The sequence below is a fragment of the Exiguobacterium sp. s101 genome, from assembly GCF_018617835.1.
In the GTDB taxonomy this organism is placed as follows: domain Bacteria; phylum Bacillota; class Bacilli; order Exiguobacteriales; family Exiguobacteriaceae; genus Exiguobacterium; species Exiguobacterium marinum.
This window is the reverse complement of sequence record NZ_JACSKX010000004.1, coordinates 1-17,265: the sequence shown is the minus strand read 5'-3', so window position 1 is coordinate 17,265 and position 17,265 is coordinate 1. Positions and strand designations below refer to the sequence as shown.

15 protein-coding genes and 1 pseudogene are annotated in these 17,265 nt (G+C 47.1%); 11 read left to right on the top strand and 5 right to left on the bottom strand.

All coding sequences use genetic code 11. From position 1 onward, the window contains the following. Positions 1-34: 34 nt before the first annotated feature. The gene (locus tag KNO76_RS04730; RefSeq protein WP_214883088.1) at positions 35-475 is read right to left on the bottom strand and encodes a metal-binding protein; all 441 of its coding nucleotides are present in this window, start codon (positions 473-475) and stop codon (positions 35-37) included. Continuing rightward, positions 475-1,095 (bottom strand): transcriptional repressor LexA, encoded by a 621-nt coding sequence (lexA, locus tag KNO76_RS04725; RefSeq protein ID WP_214883085.1) that lies wholly within the window; start codon positions 1,093-1,095, stop codon positions 475-477. The genes KNO76_RS04730 and lexA overlap by 1 nt, the downstream gene beginning before the upstream one ends. A 203-nt stretch (positions 1,096-1,298) precedes the next feature. Here lexA and KNO76_RS04720 point away from each other — a divergent pair, with 203 nt between their 5' ends. The 5 genes from KNO76_RS04720 (at position 1,299) to KNO76_RS04700 (ending at position 5,095) form a co-directional block, all read left to right on the top strand. After that, positions 1,299-1,535 (top strand): hypothetical protein, encoded by a 237-nt coding sequence (locus KNO76_RS04720; protein WP_214883082.1) that lies wholly within the window; start codon positions 1,299-1,301, stop codon positions 1,533-1,535. 71 nt (positions 1,536-1,606) lie between these two features. Next, positions 1,607-2,251, top strand: coding sequence for a YneB family resolvase-like protein (locus KNO76_RS04715; protein ID WP_214883391.1), 645 nt, complete (start codon positions 1,607-1,609; stop codon positions 2,249-2,251). 60 nt (positions 2,252-2,311) lie between these two features. Then, entirely contained in the window at positions 2,312-2,545 is a 234-nt protein-coding gene (locus KNO76_RS04710; protein WP_026825852.1) for a DUF896 domain-containing protein, read from the top strand. A gap of 199 nt (positions 2,546-2,744) precedes the next feature. After that, positions 2,745-4,736 (top strand): transketolase, encoded by a 1,992-nt coding sequence (gene tkt / locus KNO76_RS04705; protein ID WP_026825853.1) that lies wholly within the window; start codon positions 2,745-2,747, stop codon positions 4,734-4,736. Positions 4,737-4,861: 125 nt separating this feature from the next. Next, a complete protein-coding gene (locus KNO76_RS04700; RefSeq protein ID WP_026825854.1) occupies positions 4,862-5,095 on the top strand; it encodes a YneF family protein in 234 nt (77 codons plus the stop codon). 175 nt (positions 5,096-5,270) lie between these two features. Here KNO76_RS04700 and tnpB read toward each other — a convergent pair. Beyond that, positions 5,271-6,442: pseudogene (gene tnpB, locus KNO76_RS04695) on the bottom strand (IS200/IS605 family element RNA-guided endonuclease TnpB). Positions 6,443-6,586: 144 nt separating this feature from the next. Here tnpB and KNO76_RS04690 point away from each other — a divergent pair. Continuing rightward, complete coding sequence (locus tag KNO76_RS04690) at positions 6,587-8,341, top strand: ABC transporter transmembrane domain-containing protein (protein ID WP_214883386.1); 1,755 nt, start codon at positions 6,587-6,589, stop codon at positions 8,339-8,341. Beyond that, entirely contained in the window at positions 8,331-10,094 is a 1,764-nt protein-coding gene (locus tag KNO76_RS04685; protein WP_214883079.1) for an ABC transporter ATP-binding protein, read from the top strand. The genes KNO76_RS04690 and KNO76_RS04685 overlap by 11 nt, the downstream gene beginning before the upstream one ends. A 77-nt stretch (positions 10,095-10,171) precedes the next feature. On the opposite strand, the gene KNO76_RS04680 is transcribed toward KNO76_RS04685, so the two are convergent. Then, positions 10,172-10,354 carry an aspartyl-phosphate phosphatase Spo0E family protein gene (locus KNO76_RS04680; RefSeq protein ID WP_214883050.1) on the bottom strand — a complete coding sequence of 61 codons (183 nt, stop codon included), beginning with the start codon at positions 10,352-10,354 and terminating at the stop codon, positions 10,172-10,174. A gap of 188 nt (positions 10,355-10,542) precedes the next feature. Between KNO76_RS04680 and KNO76_RS04675 the strand changes: the two genes are divergently transcribed. Continuing rightward, on the top strand, positions 10,543-11,241 hold the full coding sequence (locus KNO76_RS04675) for a cytochrome c biogenesis CcdA family protein (protein WP_012726450.1): 699 nt from the start codon (positions 10,543-10,545) through the stop codon (positions 11,239-11,241). A 19-nt stretch (positions 11,242-11,260) separates the two neighbouring features. Further along, on the top strand, positions 11,261-11,713 hold the full coding sequence (locus tag KNO76_RS04670; RefSeq protein WP_214883383.1) for a CcdC family protein: 453 nt from the start codon (positions 11,261-11,263) through the stop codon (positions 11,711-11,713). A gap of 314 nt (positions 11,714-12,027) precedes the next feature. On the opposite strand, the gene KNO76_RS04665 is transcribed toward KNO76_RS04670, so the two are convergent. Next, positions 12,028-12,459, bottom strand: a complete 432-nt coding sequence (locus tag KNO76_RS04665; protein WP_026825861.1) for a DUF2621 domain-containing protein — start codon at positions 12,457-12,459, stop codon at positions 12,028-12,030. A gap of 178 nt (positions 12,460-12,637) precedes the next feature. Here KNO76_RS04665 and KNO76_RS04660 point away from each other — a divergent pair, with 178 nt between their 5' ends. Then, entirely contained in the window at positions 12,638-14,236 is a 1,599-nt protein-coding gene (locus tag KNO76_RS04660) for a peptide chain release factor 3 (protein WP_026825862.1), read from the top strand. Between the two features lie 194 nt (positions 14,237-14,430). Beyond that, positions 14,431-17,145, top strand: a complete 2,715-nt coding sequence (gene acnA, locus KNO76_RS04655) for an aconitate hydratase AcnA (RefSeq protein ID WP_214883047.1) — start codon at positions 14,431-14,433, stop codon at positions 17,143-17,145. Positions 17,146-17,265: the final 120 nt, after the last annotated feature.

Below are 17,265 nucleotides of genomic sequence, written 5' to 3'. Positions count from 1 at the left end.
CCTTCTGTACTTCACGAAGGTGGTCCTTTGTTGGTTAAAACGCTTTTTTGAAAAACGTTGAAGTATAGTCGAGCGTCGTATGGAGTGTCGTCGCGAAGACGAGTCCTAGAAAGAAAGACATGCCATGAACGTCCACCCATGAGCGAATTTCCGTTTCGTATGCCGTGAATGGTAAGAGAAGCACCAGTGGGAAACCGATATATATAATCCGAATCACATCGCTCAAACCAGGAAAATGCGATAGTAGAGAGCGATGCGGCATAAGTTTCACATATGGGAGCCAAATCAATTTGAGTGGTCCCCATCGATAATACGCATCTGATTTTAAATCGAGGTCCGGGGAGAGCCAGAGCGTTCCAATAATCGCACCAATTATGAATGCGAGCGGGACGTCTAAATCAATAAAATGCGTGGCAACCGCAAGTGCGCCGGTTGCCACAAGATTCGTACGGGTATGGGTCTTACCGCTAGCCATTAATGAATTGTCCGGTATACGCCGATAACTTTCCCTAAAATTGAGACGTTGTCAAAATACATCGCTTCTAACTCGTCGTTTTCCGGTTGAAGACGGACTTTTGAAGCTTCCTTATAAATACGCTTCACAGTCGCCTCGCCCTCTTCTGTCATGGCGACGACAATCTCTCCATTGTCGGCAGTGCTCTGTTGGCGGACGAGCACACGGTCTCCGTCCAAAATCCCTGCATTGATCATTGAATCTCCAGAAACGGACAGCATATAGACGTTATCTGAACCAACGATATGTGCCGGAAGAGGGAAGTGCTCTTCCACGTTTTCGATGGCGGTGATCGGTGTCCCCGCGGTGACTTTCCCGATGACCGGAACGAACATGACGGACTCTTGCTCATCCATTGTGGATGCATCTTCACTCAGAATTTCAATTGCACGGGGCTTCGTCTTATCCCGACGAATCAAACCGCGTTTCTCTAGGCGATCTAGATGACCGTGTACGGTCGAACTAGAGGCAAGACCGACTGCTTCTCCAATCTCACGAACAGAAGGTGGATAGCCTTTTGCCCGAACTTCGTCTTTGATGAAATCAAGAATCTGTTGTTGTCGCGCTGACATTTTTTTCATTATGTTCACCTCGATATAATCGAATAAACTGCAATCGCATCCTATTCTTTATGTATTTAGTGTAACACAAGAACACATGAGCGTACAAACATTCGTTCGTTATTTTCCCTTGACCGAACACGAGTTCTTGTTTTATGATAAGAACAGATAAACGAACAAACGTTCTAACGAACATATATTCTTATACAGGAGGTAAGGGAATCATGAAAGATACACTCAACGGAATCATTTTAGTCGGAATGCTCTTAGTCGGGATGTTCGCCTTTTATTTAGCTGGGGAGGTACGTGGGGGAACGACACCAGTTGAACCGATCATGACATCGGAACGTACGATTGAAGAAGAGGTCGCCAATGTCGAGGCAGAGTCGATTGAAGCGCAAATCATGGCAGAGCGAGAAGAACATAATGAACGAAAAACAAAATGGTATGCCGCTGAGTGATCGTTCAGCATTGCGAACCGTTCTCAAACTGTGTATCGTAAGGAATGAATGCGATGAAAGGGAGTGATGCGATGCGAGTCGTCATCTATTGTCGGGTATCGACGAACAAGTCTACCCAAGAGACATCACTCAGTCGGCAAGTCGAAGAATTACAAGAACTAGCTTCGCGTTTAGGGGCCGACATTATAGATGTCATCACAGAACAAGAGAGCGGTTATGAAGTTAATCGACAGGGGCTGCTCAATTTACTTGACCACGTATCGACATCTCAGTTGGATGCCGTGCTCGTCACCGATGACAGTCGTTTAGGACGAGGAAATGCCAAAATTGCGATACTACACACATTAATGAAGCATGATGTGCGATTGTTGACGATGCAGTCGAATTCGGATTACGTTGTTTCTGATGCTGAGAAGATGGTGTTAGAGATTGTTAGTGTCGTCGAAGAGTATCAACGGAAAATTCATAACGCGAAGATTTCCCGCGGAATGCGTCGTGCGGTCGCCAACGGTTTCAATCCACAACGTAATATTGAGAACAATGATCAAGGTGGCCGACATCGGATTGAAGTTCCGATTGAAGAGATTATTCAATTGCGCGAGCGGGGGTTGACGTTTGCCGAGATTGCGGCGACACTTCGCGGATTCGGATACGAAGTATCAAAAGCAACGGTCAACCGACGCTATCTCGAACACCGGTCAGTTGCTGAAACTTGATTCTTCCTCTCTGATTTTGTAAAGTAGAAGAACAAATTCACGAGAGAGGGGGCGAGTCATATGTTAGCACCCGGACAATTGGAGCGAATTAATTTCCTCGCCAACAAAGCGAAGACGGAAGGACTATCTCAAGAAGAGATGAACGAACAACAAGACTTGCGTCAAGAATATTTGAAGGCGTTCCGTCAATCTTTCAAGTCTCAAATGATGGGCATGAAAGTCGTTGACCCAGAAGGAAACGACGTCACGCCAGAGAAATTGAAAGAAGAACAAAAACGCCATCGTGGTGAGTGATGCTGAATGCACATCCTATTTCGCATAGGATGTGCATTTTTGTTATACACGAACAATCATCAGACGAACGGATTGCGTTCTTTTTCATGCAATTGAAGGAAACGATTTCATGTAATGTGTTATACTAATTAATTAGTTGTGACACACGAATGAGTATGATAGAATATGACGGGTAGAAAACTTTCTTAACACAGAGAGGATGAAATTAGTGGAAACAACTACTAAAGAATTATTAGCGATTAACTCGATTCGGACGCTCTCAATCGATGCGGTCCAAAAAGCAAACTCTGGTCACCCAGGAATGCCGATGGGTGCTGCACCGATGGCGTTTACACTTTGGACAGACAAAATGCGTCACAACCCGAAAAACCCGAACTGGTTCAACCGCGACCGTTTCGTGCTTTCTGCGGGTCATGGATCGATGCTCTTGTACTCGCTCCTTCACTTGTCTGGATATGATTTGTCAATGGACGACCTTAAATCATTCCGTCAAATGGACTCGAAGACACCAGGTCACCCAGAGTATCGTCACACGGCTGGGGTAGATGCGACAACGGGTCCACTTGGACAAGGGATTGCGATGGCTGTCGGGATGGCCATGGCAGAGAAACACTTAGAAGCGACTTACAACCGCGACAAGTTCAACGTCGTTGACCACTACACATTTGGAATTTGCGGAGACGGGGACTTAATGGAAGGTGTCTCGGCGGAAGCGGCATCACTCGCTGGTCACTTGAAACTTGGTAAACTCGTTGTCCTTTATGATTCAAACGACATCTCACTCGATGGTGACCTTCACAAGTCATTCTCTGAGAGCGTTGAAGACCGTTTCAACGCCTATGGATGGCAAGTCATTCGTGTCGAAGATGGAACAGATATCGATTCAATCGCAAAAGCAATTGATGCAGCGAAAGCTGAGACGTCGAAACCGACATTGATTGAAGTCAAGACGGTGATCGGATTTGGTTCACCGAACAAGTCAGGGAAGTCGGCTTCGCACGGGGCACCACTTGGAGATGCTGAAATCGAATTGACGAAACAGTTCTACAAATGGGAAGGCGAGTCGTTCTACGTTCCAAACGAAGTATACGACTTGTTCAATGAGAAAGTGGTCGAGCCCGGCGCGAAGTACGAGTCAGACTGGAACGAGCTCGTTGAAGCATACAAAGCGGCCCATCCAGAGCTTGGTGCACAGTTCGAACTTGCGATGAACAATGAGCTTCCTGAAGGTTGGGACAGCGAGTTGCCGACATTTGAAATCGGTTCGAAAAAAGCAACACGTCAAACGAGTGGCGAAGTGTTGAACGCAATCGCGAAAGCAGTACCGACACTCTTCGGTGGATCGGCTGACCTTGCAGGTTCAAACAACTCGATGATCAAAGGTGCAGTGGACTTCGATGAAGACCCGGCCGGTCGTAACATCTGGTTCGGTGTACGTGAATTTGCGATGGCGGCAGCTGTAAACGGTATGGCGCTTCACGGTGGAGTACTTCCATACGGTGCGACATTCTTCGTCTTCTCAGATTACCTTCGCCCTGCAGTTCGTCTTGCTGCGCTCATGGGACTCCCATCGACGTTCATCTTGACACACGACTCAATCGCAGTTGGTGAAGATGGTCCAACACACGAGCCGGTCGAACATTTGATGAGCTTCCGCGCGATGCCAAACCTTTCTGTTCTTCGTCCGGCAGATGGTAAAGAAACGATTGCTGCTTGGAAACAAGCTGTGACATCGAAGACGGCACCATCGCTTCTCGTCTTGACTCGTCAAGCATTGCCTGAACTCGAAGGCACATCGATTGAAACCGCAGCAAAAGGCGCATACGTCGTTGCGGGTGAATCGAAAGATGCAGACGTTCTCTTACTTGGTACAGGTTCAGAAGTACATGTCCTCGTTGAAGCACGTGAACAGCTCGCATCTGTTGGTGTGAACGCAGCAGTTGTCTCGATGCCGTCATGGGAACTCTTCGAAGCACAATCTGCTGAGTATAAAGAATCTGTCCTTCCGTCTTCAATCACAAAGCGTGTGTCACTTGAAGCGGGTGCGACACTTGGTTGGTACAAGTATGTCGGATTTGGTGGGAAAGTACTCGGAATCGATAAGTTCGGAGCTTCAGCGCCTGGAGATCTCCTCATGAAAGAATACGGCATGTCAGTCGACAACGTCGTCGATGCAGTAAAATCACTTTAATCTAAAATTGATTATTTATGACGGCCATTCATTTGGCCGTCACTTTTTTTCTGGACGACTAGCGAAGTTGTTCGATTTAGTGTATAGTAAAAAACGATGTTTCATATGGTAGAGGAGGTAAAGCCTTGAGTACATTATTTTGGATTCTTCTTGTCGTGGCAGCACTCATCGGGGGTATCGCGATTGGATTCTTCATCGCGCGTAAATACATGATGAACTACCTTGAACAAAACCCGCCAATCAATGAAGATATGATTCGTACGTTGATGATGCAGATGGGTCAAAAGCCATCACAGAAGAAAGTCAACCAAGTGATGCGCGCCATGAACGTGCAGATGAAAGATGAAAAGAAGTCATAATGAGTCGTGAAAGCACTTCGGTCCTCGAAGTGCTTTTTTGTCTCCTCATTTTGTTAGACAATCGAACGAACTTTCGCTACGATTAAGAAATAATCTTCATTTGAACTACCTCCACCTACGCTTCGCTTAGAGGTGGAGGATTCCTGAGTCATCCTCTCTAACGAGAGAAACGTGATCAGGCTAACCCCGTCGTCCCGACGGTTGAAGAAGCTAACATGCGTTCAGCTTCTAATTTCAAGTTCATACCTGCGTTCACATCACGGTCATGATGGAGTCCGCAGTTCGGGCATGTCCATTCACGCAAGCCAAGATGTTTCACGTCTTTGTGTCGATGGCCGCAACTCGAACAGAGCTGGCTCGAGGCGAAGGTCTTCCCGACCCTCACGACGGTCTTCCCGTACCAGTCGGCCTTATACTCGAGCATCCGATGGAATTCCGACCAGCTGACCTCGGAGATCGACTTGCTCAACTTGCGGTCCTGCTGCATGTCCTTCACCTGCAGGGTCTCGATGCCGATGACGTCGTGGTTTTTGACGATCTCTGTCGACACCTTGTGCAGGAAGTCGGTGCGTCTGTTGGCGATCTTCTCATGGATGCGTGCGACTTTCCGCTTCTGCTTCTGGTAGTTCTTCGCCTCGGAAAGTCTCACCTTCTTGTTCAGGGCGATGAGCTGACGACGGGACAACTTGCGTTGCTCCCGCGCCAGTTTCTTCTCGAGGGTGCGGAAGTAACGGTCGTTCTTGTAGAATGTGCCGTCCGATAGAATGGCAAAATTCTTCAGCCCGACGTCGACGCCGACCGATGAACCGGTCTTCGGCAGTTCACCGATCTCCTGCTCTGCGAGAAGGGAGACGAAATATTTACCCGAAGCTGTTCGTCGGATCGTGGCGTTCAGGATGCGACCCTCGACCTGTCTCGAGTTGGCGAAACGCACCCATTTCAGCTTGGGGAGTTTGAGCTTGTTCCCGACGATCGAGACCTCGGGGAGCTGGGACTTCCCTCGGATGTTCGCCGTATAGGATTGGACGGGGTTTCGCTTCGACTTGAAACGGGGATGATTTTCCTCCTTCTTGAAGAACTTCTTATACGCGTCAGCCAGGTGTTTGACACTGTTCTGGACGGCCGTACTGTCCACTTCCGTCAACCAAATGAATTCTTGCTTGAGTATGGGAAGTTCTTTCGAGCAGGCATCATACGACAGTCCCTTGCCGGTGCTTCATGGGCCGCGTCCCATTTCGACAGGAAATGGTTGAACACGAACCGGGAACAGCCGATCGTCTTGGCAATCAGAATTTCCTGTTCCTTCGTAGGATAGATCTGAAATTTATAGCCCTTGTGCTTCACCATGTGACGTTCACTCCTTTTGAAGATATTTTACCCGAAAGAGAGGTTGGCGATTCATCGCCCACTTTCACGCAAGTCCTGTCCTTAACGTTTAGAAGTGGGAGTATTCTCGCATAATTTTGATAAAGATAGAAGGGGGCGTTTCTCATTCGTGTATTTAAACAATTGTCTTGGTTTTTGCGTCTCGAGTGGAAGACGTATGCAATCGGTATCGTCTTACTCATATTCGTGGCAGGGTTAGAGTTGATTCCTCCACGCATCATCGGACGAGTCGTCGATGAAATAAACAGTGATTCACTCGCATCGAACACGCTTTGGATTTTACTCGGAGGACTAGCTGCGGTCGGGATTGGGAATTATGTTGCCCGCTTCTTTTGGCGCTATTTCATCTTTGGTGCTTCAATTCGTCTAGGTAGAAAGCTTCGCAGTCAATTGTATCGGCACTTTACGGACCTCGACCAGCGATTTTATAAAAAATCACGTGTCGGTGACTTAATGGCACATGCGACAAATGATGTACAGGCCGTATCGATGACGGCCGGAGCGGGGATTTTGACGCTTGTTGATAGCGTGACGCTCGGAACGTTCGTGATCATCACGATGATTACGACAATCAGTTGGAAACTGACGCTCGTCGCCTTACTGCCACTCCCAATCATGGTCGCTTTGACGACACGATATGGAAAGATGTTACATAGCCGATTCGGGGTCGCTCAAGCGGCATTTTCAGAATTGAATGACAAAGTGCAGGAAAGTGTAAGTGGTGTTCGTGTCTTAAAGTCGACCGGGGAAGTCGAGCGGGATGTGGATTCATTTGAAAACTTATCGAGTGAGGTCATGGCGAAAAACGTCCGTGTCGCTAAAATCGATGCCTTATATGATCCGACAATCTTCGGAATTGTCGGTCTTTCCTATATCCTTTCTGTCGGATACGGGGCAGTCTTAATCGAGCAGGGCGAATTGACAATTGGACAGATTGTCAGCTTCACTGCCTATTTGGCACTCTTGACGTGGCCGATGTTAGCATTCGGTTGGCTGTTTAACATTGTGGAACGGGGACGTGCCTCATACGACCGCATCGAGCGAATGCTTGCCGTCAAGCCTGAGATTCAAGACGATCGTATGGCTGCGACGACTCTGGCGCACTCAGAGGTGGAAGTTGCCGTTCGAAAGTTCGCTTATGATGAGACTATCGTACTCGATGACGTTCATTTCCGAATCGAGCGTGGGAAAACGATTGGGATCGTCGGAAGGACGGGGGCAGGCAAGACGACAATTGTACGCTTGTTGACCCGTGAGTATGATGTGAAAGATGGCAAAATCAAAATCGGTGGAATCAATATCCGCCAAGTGAAAAAGTCACTTCTCATGGATAAAATTGCAGTCGTGCCGCAAGACCACTTCTTATTCTCTGATTCTATCGCAAACAATATCGCATTCGGAAGACCCGACGCCAGCATGGAGGAAATCATCGAAGCGGCTAAGGTCGCAGAGGTACATGAAGATATCGTCCGCCTCCCTGAAGGGTACGCGACGCTCGTCGGTGAGCGCGGTGTGACATTATCAGGAGGACAGAAGCAGCGTATCTCCATTGCGCGGGCGCTCATGACAGAGGCTGATGTGTTGATTTTAGATGATGCGCTATCTGCCGTTGATGCGAAAACCGAAGAATCGATTATCGAGCATTTTCGTGTCGGCAATCCGGAACAGGCACGAGTCATCGTCGCACATCGACTTTCCGCAGTCGAACATGCCGATGAGATTCTCGTCATCGAAGACGGTAAAATTGTACAACGTGGACGGCATGAGTTACTCCTTCAAGAGATAGGCTGGTATCGAGAAACATATGACCGTCAACAGCTTGAGGCGATCGTAGAAGGGGGTGGGCACGATGAAGCATGATATTCAAGAATGGCAAGTCATCAAACGATTGCTGAGTTACGCGAAACGGTACAGTAAACCTCTCGGTATCGCCTTCGTTTTTCTATTGATTGCGACAGGTGCCAAGTTGGCCGGTCCATTTCTCATTAAAGTGTTCATCGATGAGTTTGTCACGCCAGGTGTCTATCCGACGAACTGGGTGATTGCCCTCTTCACTGTTTATATGATTCTGCACTTGTCAGCTATTCTATTTGACTATCTGCAGTCCATCTCCTTCCAAAAGATTGCATTGAAGATTGTCCAGAACATTCGAATGGATATTTTTCGTCACGTCATGGGGATGCGTCTCGCTTATTTTGATCGTACCCCAGCCGGTGTCCTCGTATCCCGCATCACGAATGATACCGAGGCCGTAAAAGAGCTATACGTCGGTGTCATGAGTACGTTCGTTCAGTCGGCTGTCCAATTGATTGGGACGTATATATTCCTATACATACTAGAGCCGCAACTTGCGACGATGGGACTTGTCCTACTGCCACTCTTTTGGCTCATCATCTGGGCGTATCGTCGTTTCTCGACGAAGTATTTTGCTCAAGTTCGAGACCTGTTGTCTCAACTCAATGCCCAGTTGAACGAATCCATCAATGGAATGGAAATCATTCAACAATTCCGCCAAGAAGAACGACTCATCCGTCAGTTTGAAGAAACGAATGAGGCGCACCAAGAGGCACGATATCGGAACTTAAAGCTCGATAGTATGTTACTCCGTCCAATTATTGAGTTGTTGCTCGCCTTCTCCATCATTGGACTTCTCGGGTATTATGGAGTCCTCTCGATGACTGAGCAAGTTCAAGTCGGGGTCGTCTACGCGTTCATCAGTTATATCGAGCGTATTTTCCGACCGGTGCTTGACATCATGCAACGACTGAGCGAGTTTCAACAAGCTGTCGTATCTGCGGACCGCGTCTTTAAAATTTTAGATACAAATGAGCCATCTCCAGGAAAACAGTTGCCAGGAGAAGCTCGTGTTTCGGATGGGGAGGTGCGATTCGAAGATGTGACGTTCAGTTATGACGGTGAAGTCGATGTGTTGAAACATATCTCGTTCGTCGCCAAGCCAGGAGAAACGGTCGCGCTCGTCGGTCATACCGGTAGCGGGAAAAGTTCGATCATTAACTTATTGACACGTTTTTACCCATATGGATCTGGCAAAATCACGATCGATGGACAGCCACTCGAACAATTTGAAGAACAAGAACTTCGTCAGCAAGTTGGACTGGTACTTCAAGACCCGTTTTTGTTTACGGGAACGATTGAAGAAAATTTAAAACTGTTCAATCCGAACATCGATTCAGAACGGACGCGTGAGGCCGCTGAATTTGTTCAGGCACATACGTTTATCGAGAAGTTGGATGCCGGATATGGACATATCGTCGGGGAGCGTGGGGCTACCTTCTCGAGTGGAGAACGGCAATTGCTTGCATTTGCACGCACGGTCGCGCGAAATCCAAAAATACTCATTCTCGATGAGGCGACGAGTTCAATCGATACCGAGACGGAAGAACGTGTTCAAATTGCACTCGATCGGATGCGCCGTGGTCGTACGACAATTGCGATTGCCCATCGCCTGTCGACGATTCAAGATGCCGATTTGATATTGGTTTTGCATCGAGGGGAAATCGTGGAGAGGGGAAATCATCAGGAGTTGTTGAAACAGGATGGTCTTTATAAAAAAATGTATGAACTTCAGTCTGGTCAACGTCTGATGTCTTGAATTGGAAAGGATACCTACCTAGGTGTCCTTTTTCCATGGAAAAAAAGCTCGCCACCCAAGGTGACGAGCCAATAAAATTAAGTATTGAGCTGTTCTTTTTTATATTTTGGTATGACGTGATGAGTAATCAGCGAGTCAAGTTCTTGACTGACCAAAATGACTTCTGGCGAGGTCCAAGATTGCTCTGACGCGATTTCATACAGTTCATCACGTTTTTGTTCAATGGCTTGGTGTAGTGTATCTGCTGCGGTGACTGCCACGTTCGTTCCCCCATCATGTAAGTTAGAATTTTGTGAACTAGAATATCCAAATCTTAGCACCTTCGTTTACAGATGACAAGTTTCATTTCCATTTCAAAAATTACAAAATGATATTGAGATGCGAAGGAAAAGATGCGAGCAATTTAAATAGGTTTTCGCTATAATGGTCGTGAAAGGTGGAAATCGTCATGGAAGTCACATTATGGCTCGCATTTGGGGCGGGCGTCTTATCGTTTTTATCACCATGTACGCTCCCGTTGTATCCGGTTTTTCTATCGTATATTACCGGGGTTTCCGTATCTGAATTAAAAAATGAAGGATTGAAACAGCGTACAGCTTGGTTCCACACATTTTCGTTCTTATTCGGCTTTTCGATTGTCTTTCTCGTACTTGGATTATCGACATCGTTGATTGCAGACGTCTTCATCCAGTATAAAGATAGTCTACGGATGTTCGGAGCCATCTTGATTTTCGTATTCGGCGTTTTTTTGGCGGGCCTTTGGCAACCGCAATTTATGATGCGCGAAAAGAAAATGGATATCGGCGAACGAAAGAGTGGGTATTTTGGAACCGTATTAATCGGAATTGGGTTTGCAGCTGGTTGGACGCCTTGTACGGGTCCGATTTTAGCGGGCGTGATTGCACTTGCCGCAACGAATCCGAGCCAAGGTCTCGGCTACATGTTGGCGTATGTCATCGGTTTTGCGATTCCGTTTTTAGTGATGGTCGCTTTCGTAGGCAAAATTAAGTACTTAGCACGAAACAGCGCGAAAGTTGCAAAAGTTGGAGGCTATTTGATGATGGCGTTCGGCGTACTATTATATTTTGATGGGATGAATCGATTCGCGGCCTGGATGAGCGAACTTGTCGGATTCACCGGATTTTAAGGGGTTGATTGAGATGTCAATGTTATGGGGATTGACTCTTATTGCATTATTGATGGGGATCGTGGCAAGCTTCGTTCGTGTGAAAGCATCGGCGAAACCGACGAATGCAAAAAAAATCTTGATTCCACCGCTTGCGATGACAACAGGGATGATTCAGTTTTTAATTCCTGCGTTTCGCTTGTCATGGATTGAAGTACTTGAAGCGCTAGCGGTCGGACTGATCTTTAGCCTGTTCTTAATCAAAACATCAAACTTTGAAAAACGGGATGGGGAAGTGTATCTGTCCCGCTCGAAAGCATTTTTTATCGTGGTTTTTGCACTACTTGCGATTCGCACGGCGATGAAAGTTTGGGTCGGGCATGAAGTCGATATATTCTCCACTGGAGGATTGTTCTATTTAATTGCGTGGGGGATGATTGTTCCGTGGCGAATTGCGATGTATCAGAAGTATAAACGAATCGCAATCACATGAAAATGGAGTGGCTCAATGCCGCTCCATTTTTGTTTACCTCTCTTTTAGGATGGCGACTTCTGTCTCCGTATCGATTCTTATATTTGTTAAGTTTTGTTGCATCCTCTATTAATGATGTGTTCAAAAAAGTCATGAGTGGATGAGGAAGCGGCTGAGAAGACGAGTCCGGCAACGATAGTTACGAGCGTTCTCAATGCTGTCTGGAAATTGAACGATGGGCTTAGGTCATATAATTCGGGAGAAAAGTTACTATTTCCAAATAGTCAAATCGCCCAATTTAATAAACAAAAAACTCTAGCCGAATCGGATAGAGTCTACTGCTGAAAATAATGTTCGTAAGGTGTCCAGTCAATTTTTTCTTCGGCCAGTGCTTTCTTTAGAAACTTGTGATCGCGTTTTGGCGTTGCAGCGATATATCCTTTTACAACGAGTTCGGTCGTCATCTTTTTAGCCCGGGATTCAAGTGCGAACTGCCCAATCTTCCCGGCGATTTTTCGGATGGCGACGTCGCGGAACAACTCGGGAACCGGTGAGACGAGCCGGTCTAGTAGCGTCCGAGTTTCCGGGGTCCATAGGTGAAGCGTTCTCTCTATATAATCATCTTCAATATCAAGTAGGGAACGTCCATCTTCTTTCGGCATTCGTTTTAAAAACTTGCGGAACATGAAGTACCCGCCAATCGTCATGAGACCAATCATGACGAATCCCCAGAATATAATGAAATACATCATCAAGTTTTCTGGCATCGTCTTTCCCCCGTTCTATTCATTCACTTACTTTCATCGTAAGTATACAAAAAAGAATCAAATTGCAAAAGGCGCACGTCCTGTTAGGATAGACGAACTGAATCGATTTCGTTAGAATAGAGAGCGTTGCTACGAGAATAAGCATGATCTGAGTCGAGAAAGGAAGGGTCTATAGTATATGAGCCAATTGAAACAGGAAGTTGAGAGACGTCGAATATTCGGCATCATCTCTCACCCGGATGCGGGGAAGACGACATTAACAGAAAAGTTACTTTTGCACGGTGGTGCGATTCGTGAGGCGGGTACGGTCAAAGCACGAAAAAATTCAAAACACGCCAAATCTGACTGGATGGAAATCGAGAAACAACGTGGAATTTCGGTTACATCGTCCGTCATGCAATTTATTTATCAAGATAAAGTCGTGTCGATTATGGATACACCTGGACACAATGACTTCGGTGAGGATACATATCGCGTGTTGACATCGGTCGACAGCGCGGTCATGGTCATCGATGCAGCGAAAGGTATTGAGGCACAGACGAAAAAGCTATTCCAAGTTTGTCGTATGCGTGGGATTCCGATCTTTACATTTATGAACAAGTTGGACCGTCAGGCAAAAGATCCGCTTGAATTGATGGAGGAACTTGAAGAAGTGCTCGGCATGCCTTCTGTTGCCATCACATGGCCAATCGGGAGTGGGATGCAGTTCGAAGGTGTGTATGATCGAATGAAAAATGAAGTTCATTTGTTCCGTGGTGAGAAGTCGACGCTTCAACTGGGCGAGGATGGGGTGAACGACCCGGTGCTCGCTGATCATCTATCAGAAGAGAACTTGACAAATCTTCGCGACGAGATTGACCTTCTCGACGGAGCCGGGAACGAGATTGATGTGAATGAGATTCAAAGTGGTAAATTGACCCCAGTATTCTTCGGGACAGCACTTGTCGACTTTGGCGTGACTGCATTCTTGAATCATTATTTAAAGATGTCGCCAGCCCCAGAGGCACGTAAGTCGAACGTTGGTCCAATCAATCCGACGTCAGAAGACTTCAGTGGATTCGTCTTTAAAATTCAAGCGAACATGAACCCGGCACACCGCGACCGGATCGCATTCGTCCGCATCTGTTCAGGTGTATTCGAGCGTGGAATGGACGTGACGCTCACACGGACTGGAAAGAAAATTAAATTGAGCCAGTCGACACAGTTGATGGCGAACGACCGTGAGACGGTCGATCAGGCATTTGCCGGTGATGTCATCGGGATCTATGACTCGGGGACGTATCAAATCGGGGATACGATTACGACATCGAAACAAAAGATTGCGTTCGAAGCGTTGCCGACTTTCCCGCCTGAATTATTCATGCGCGTATCGCCGGTCAACTCACTCAAGTCAAAACACTTCCACAAAGGTGTGGAGCAGCTCGCACAAGAAGGGGCAATCCAAGTCTATCGTAACGAGTACAACGAGATTTATCTCGGTGCTGTCGGACAACTTCAATTCGAAGTGTTCGAATATCGCTTAAACAACGAGTACGGCGTAGATATCCGAATGGAGCCGGTGTCATACAGTGTTGCACGTTGGGTAAAAGACAAGGAATTGAAAGCACTGAAACCGTTCCAAGACTCACGGAATATGCTCGTCACTGACCGTTGGGAACGTCCGGTCTTCCTATTCGCGAACGAGTTCACGTTTGAGCGTTTTGCAGAACGTCATGCCGATGACTTGACTCTCGTCGAGGCACTTGACGTCAATGAAGAGATTGGTACAGAAGAATAAGTTGTAAACACCTCGTTTTTGAGGTGTTTTTTTGTGTTTAACTCCTAACGAATAACGTAATAAGTTTTACTTATGACTAATTTGTGACGGAATGTATTTTACGTCACGCTATACTTGTATTATGATAAATATGTGAAAAGTAAGCGATTACGCATTGTCGTGTGGTCGGCGCTTTCAAAAAGGGGGAAATTGCAATGGAACAGACGAATGTTTTAGACGCCTTCTCATCTCGGACTAAATTCGAGGTGAACGGGCAATCGTATGATTTTTATCGATTGAAAAAGTTAGAAGAAGAGGGATTAACGGACATCAGCCGTCTTCCTTATTCGATTCGTGTTCTGCTCGAATCGGTACTCCGTCAACAAGACGGTCGTGCCATCACGAAAGAACATGTCGAGAACTTGGCAAAATGGGGTACTGCCGACGTCTCGAAAGATATTGACGTACCGTTCAAGCCGGCACGTGTCGTACTTCAAGACTTCACTGGTGTTCCGACGGTTGTAGACCTCGCTTCACTTCGCAAAGCGATGGCAGACCTTGGCGGGGACCCAAACAAAATCAACCCAGAAATTCCTGTCGACCTCGTCGTTGACCATTCTGTTCAAGTAGATGCGTACGGCTTTGCTGGTGCATTGATGAAAAACATGGATATCGAGTTCGAACGTAACGAAGAACGTTACAAGTTCTTACGTTGGGCACAGACAGCATTCGATAACTATCGTGCCGTTCCACCAGCTACAGGAATCGTTCACCAAGTAAACTTGGAGTACTTGGCATCAGTCGTGCTTGAGAAGAGCGATACGGAAGGTACAGTAGCTTACCCAGATTCACTCGTTGGAACTGACTCTCATACAACGATGATCAACGGTCTCGGTGTTCTCGGATGGGGTGTTGGAGGAATCGAAGCAGAAGCGAGCATGCTCGGTCAACCTTCATACTTCCCAGTACCAGACGTCGTCGGTGTCAAAATCATCGGTGAAGTCAACCCAGGTGTGACGGCAACCGATGTTGCGCTCGTCGTGACAGAGATGCTTCGTCATGAAAAAGTTGTCGGGAAATTTGTTGAATTTTTCGGTCCATCACTTCACACGATGCCACTTTCAGACCGTGCAACAATTGCAAACATGGCACCTGAATACGGTGCGACATGTGGGTTCTTCCCAGTGGATACGGAAACACTGAACTACATGCGTACGACAGGCCGTTCTGAAGAGTTGATCACACTCGTTGAAGAATATTCAAAAGCGAACGACCTCTTCTATACGCCAGATCAAGCGGATCCAACGTTCACGAAAGTGTTGACGCTCGACTTGTCAAAAGTTGAACCTTCACTTGCGGGTCCCAAACGTCCACAAGACCGAATCAACCTTTCAGACGTTCATACATCCTTCATCGATAGCTTGAGCGCTCCTGCAGGAAATAGCGGTTTCGGTCTCGACCGTTCAGAACTCGACAAAAAGGCGACAGTTAACTACGAAGACGGCGCAGTCGACATGAGCACAGGAGATGTCGCGATTGCTGCCATCACAAGTTGTACGAACACATCAAACCCATACGTCATGGTCGGTGCTGGACTCGTTGCGAAGAAAGCGGTAGAACGTGGTTTGACGGTTCCAAAATACGTGAAGACATCACTCGCACCAGGTTCGAAAGTCGTAACGGACTATCTCGATAAGGCCGGCTTGACTTCTTACTTGGACGAACTCGGCTTCAATACGGTCGGTTACGGCTGTACGACGTGTATCGGAAACTCCGGGCCACTCGACCGTGAAGTGGAAGAGGCGATCACAGACAACGACTTGCTCGTCTCATCAGTCCTCTCAGGGAACCGTAACTTCGAAGGACGCGTTCACCCACTTGTGAAAGCGAACTTCTTGGCATCGCCACCGCTCGTCGTCGCCTATGCTCTTGCGGGAACTGTTAACTTTGACATCATGAATGATTCATTCGGTACGGATAAAGATGGAAATGAAGTCTACTTCAAAGACATTTGGCCATCGAATGATGAAATCAAGATGGTCGTTCAAGACGTTGTTTCCCCTGAAGCGTTCCGTAAAGAATACGAAACCGTCTTTACTGGAAACGAACGTTGGAACGCGCTAGAAGTGCCAGAAGGAAACTTGTATGATTTCTCTGATGAGTCGACATACATTCAAAACCCACCGTTCTTTGAACAACTCGAACCGGAAGCGGGTGAGGTGCACGCGTTGAATGGTTTACGCGTTATCGGGAAGTTCGCTGATTCGGTCACGACGGACCATATCTCACCAGCAGGGTCGTTCTCGAAGACGACACCAGCAGGTCAATATCTCCTTTCAAAAGGAGTGGAGCCAATCGATTTCAACTCGTACGGTTCGCGACGTGGTAACCACGAAGTGATGATGCGCGGTACGTTCGCGAACATCCGAATCCGTAACCAAGTCGCTCCGGGTACAGAAGGTGGATTCACGACTTACTGGCCAACTGGAGAAATCATGCCGATGTACGATGCGGCGATGAAGTATAAAGAGCAAGGTACTGGTCTCATCGTTCTTGCTGGAAACGACTACGGAATGGGGTCGTCCCGTGACTGGGCAGCAAAAGGAACGAACCTTCTTGGAATTCGTGCGGTGGTCGCGCAAAGTTTCGAGCGGATTCACCGTTCAAACCTTGTCATGATGGGTGTACTTCCACTTCAGTTCTTAGATGGGGAATCTTCAGAATCACTCGGTTTGACTGGTGAGGAAGCGATTGATATCCAAGTCGATGAGTCTGTTCGTCCGCGTGACATCTTAAACGCTAAAGCAACACACGAGAACGGAACGGTGACAGAATTCAAAGTCATCGCTCGTTTTGACTCGGAAGTTGAAATCGATTACTATCGTCACGGTGGAATCTTACAGATGGTTCTCCGCAACAAATTGAAATAAGCTGCACACCTTCCTTTGAAAAAAGGAAGGTTCAGCTTGTTGACGAACCAGGTCGCATCTTGCGACCTGGTTCGTCCTTTTTTGTGGTTCCCGGTTTCTTGAGGCGTTCTGCCCCCATAA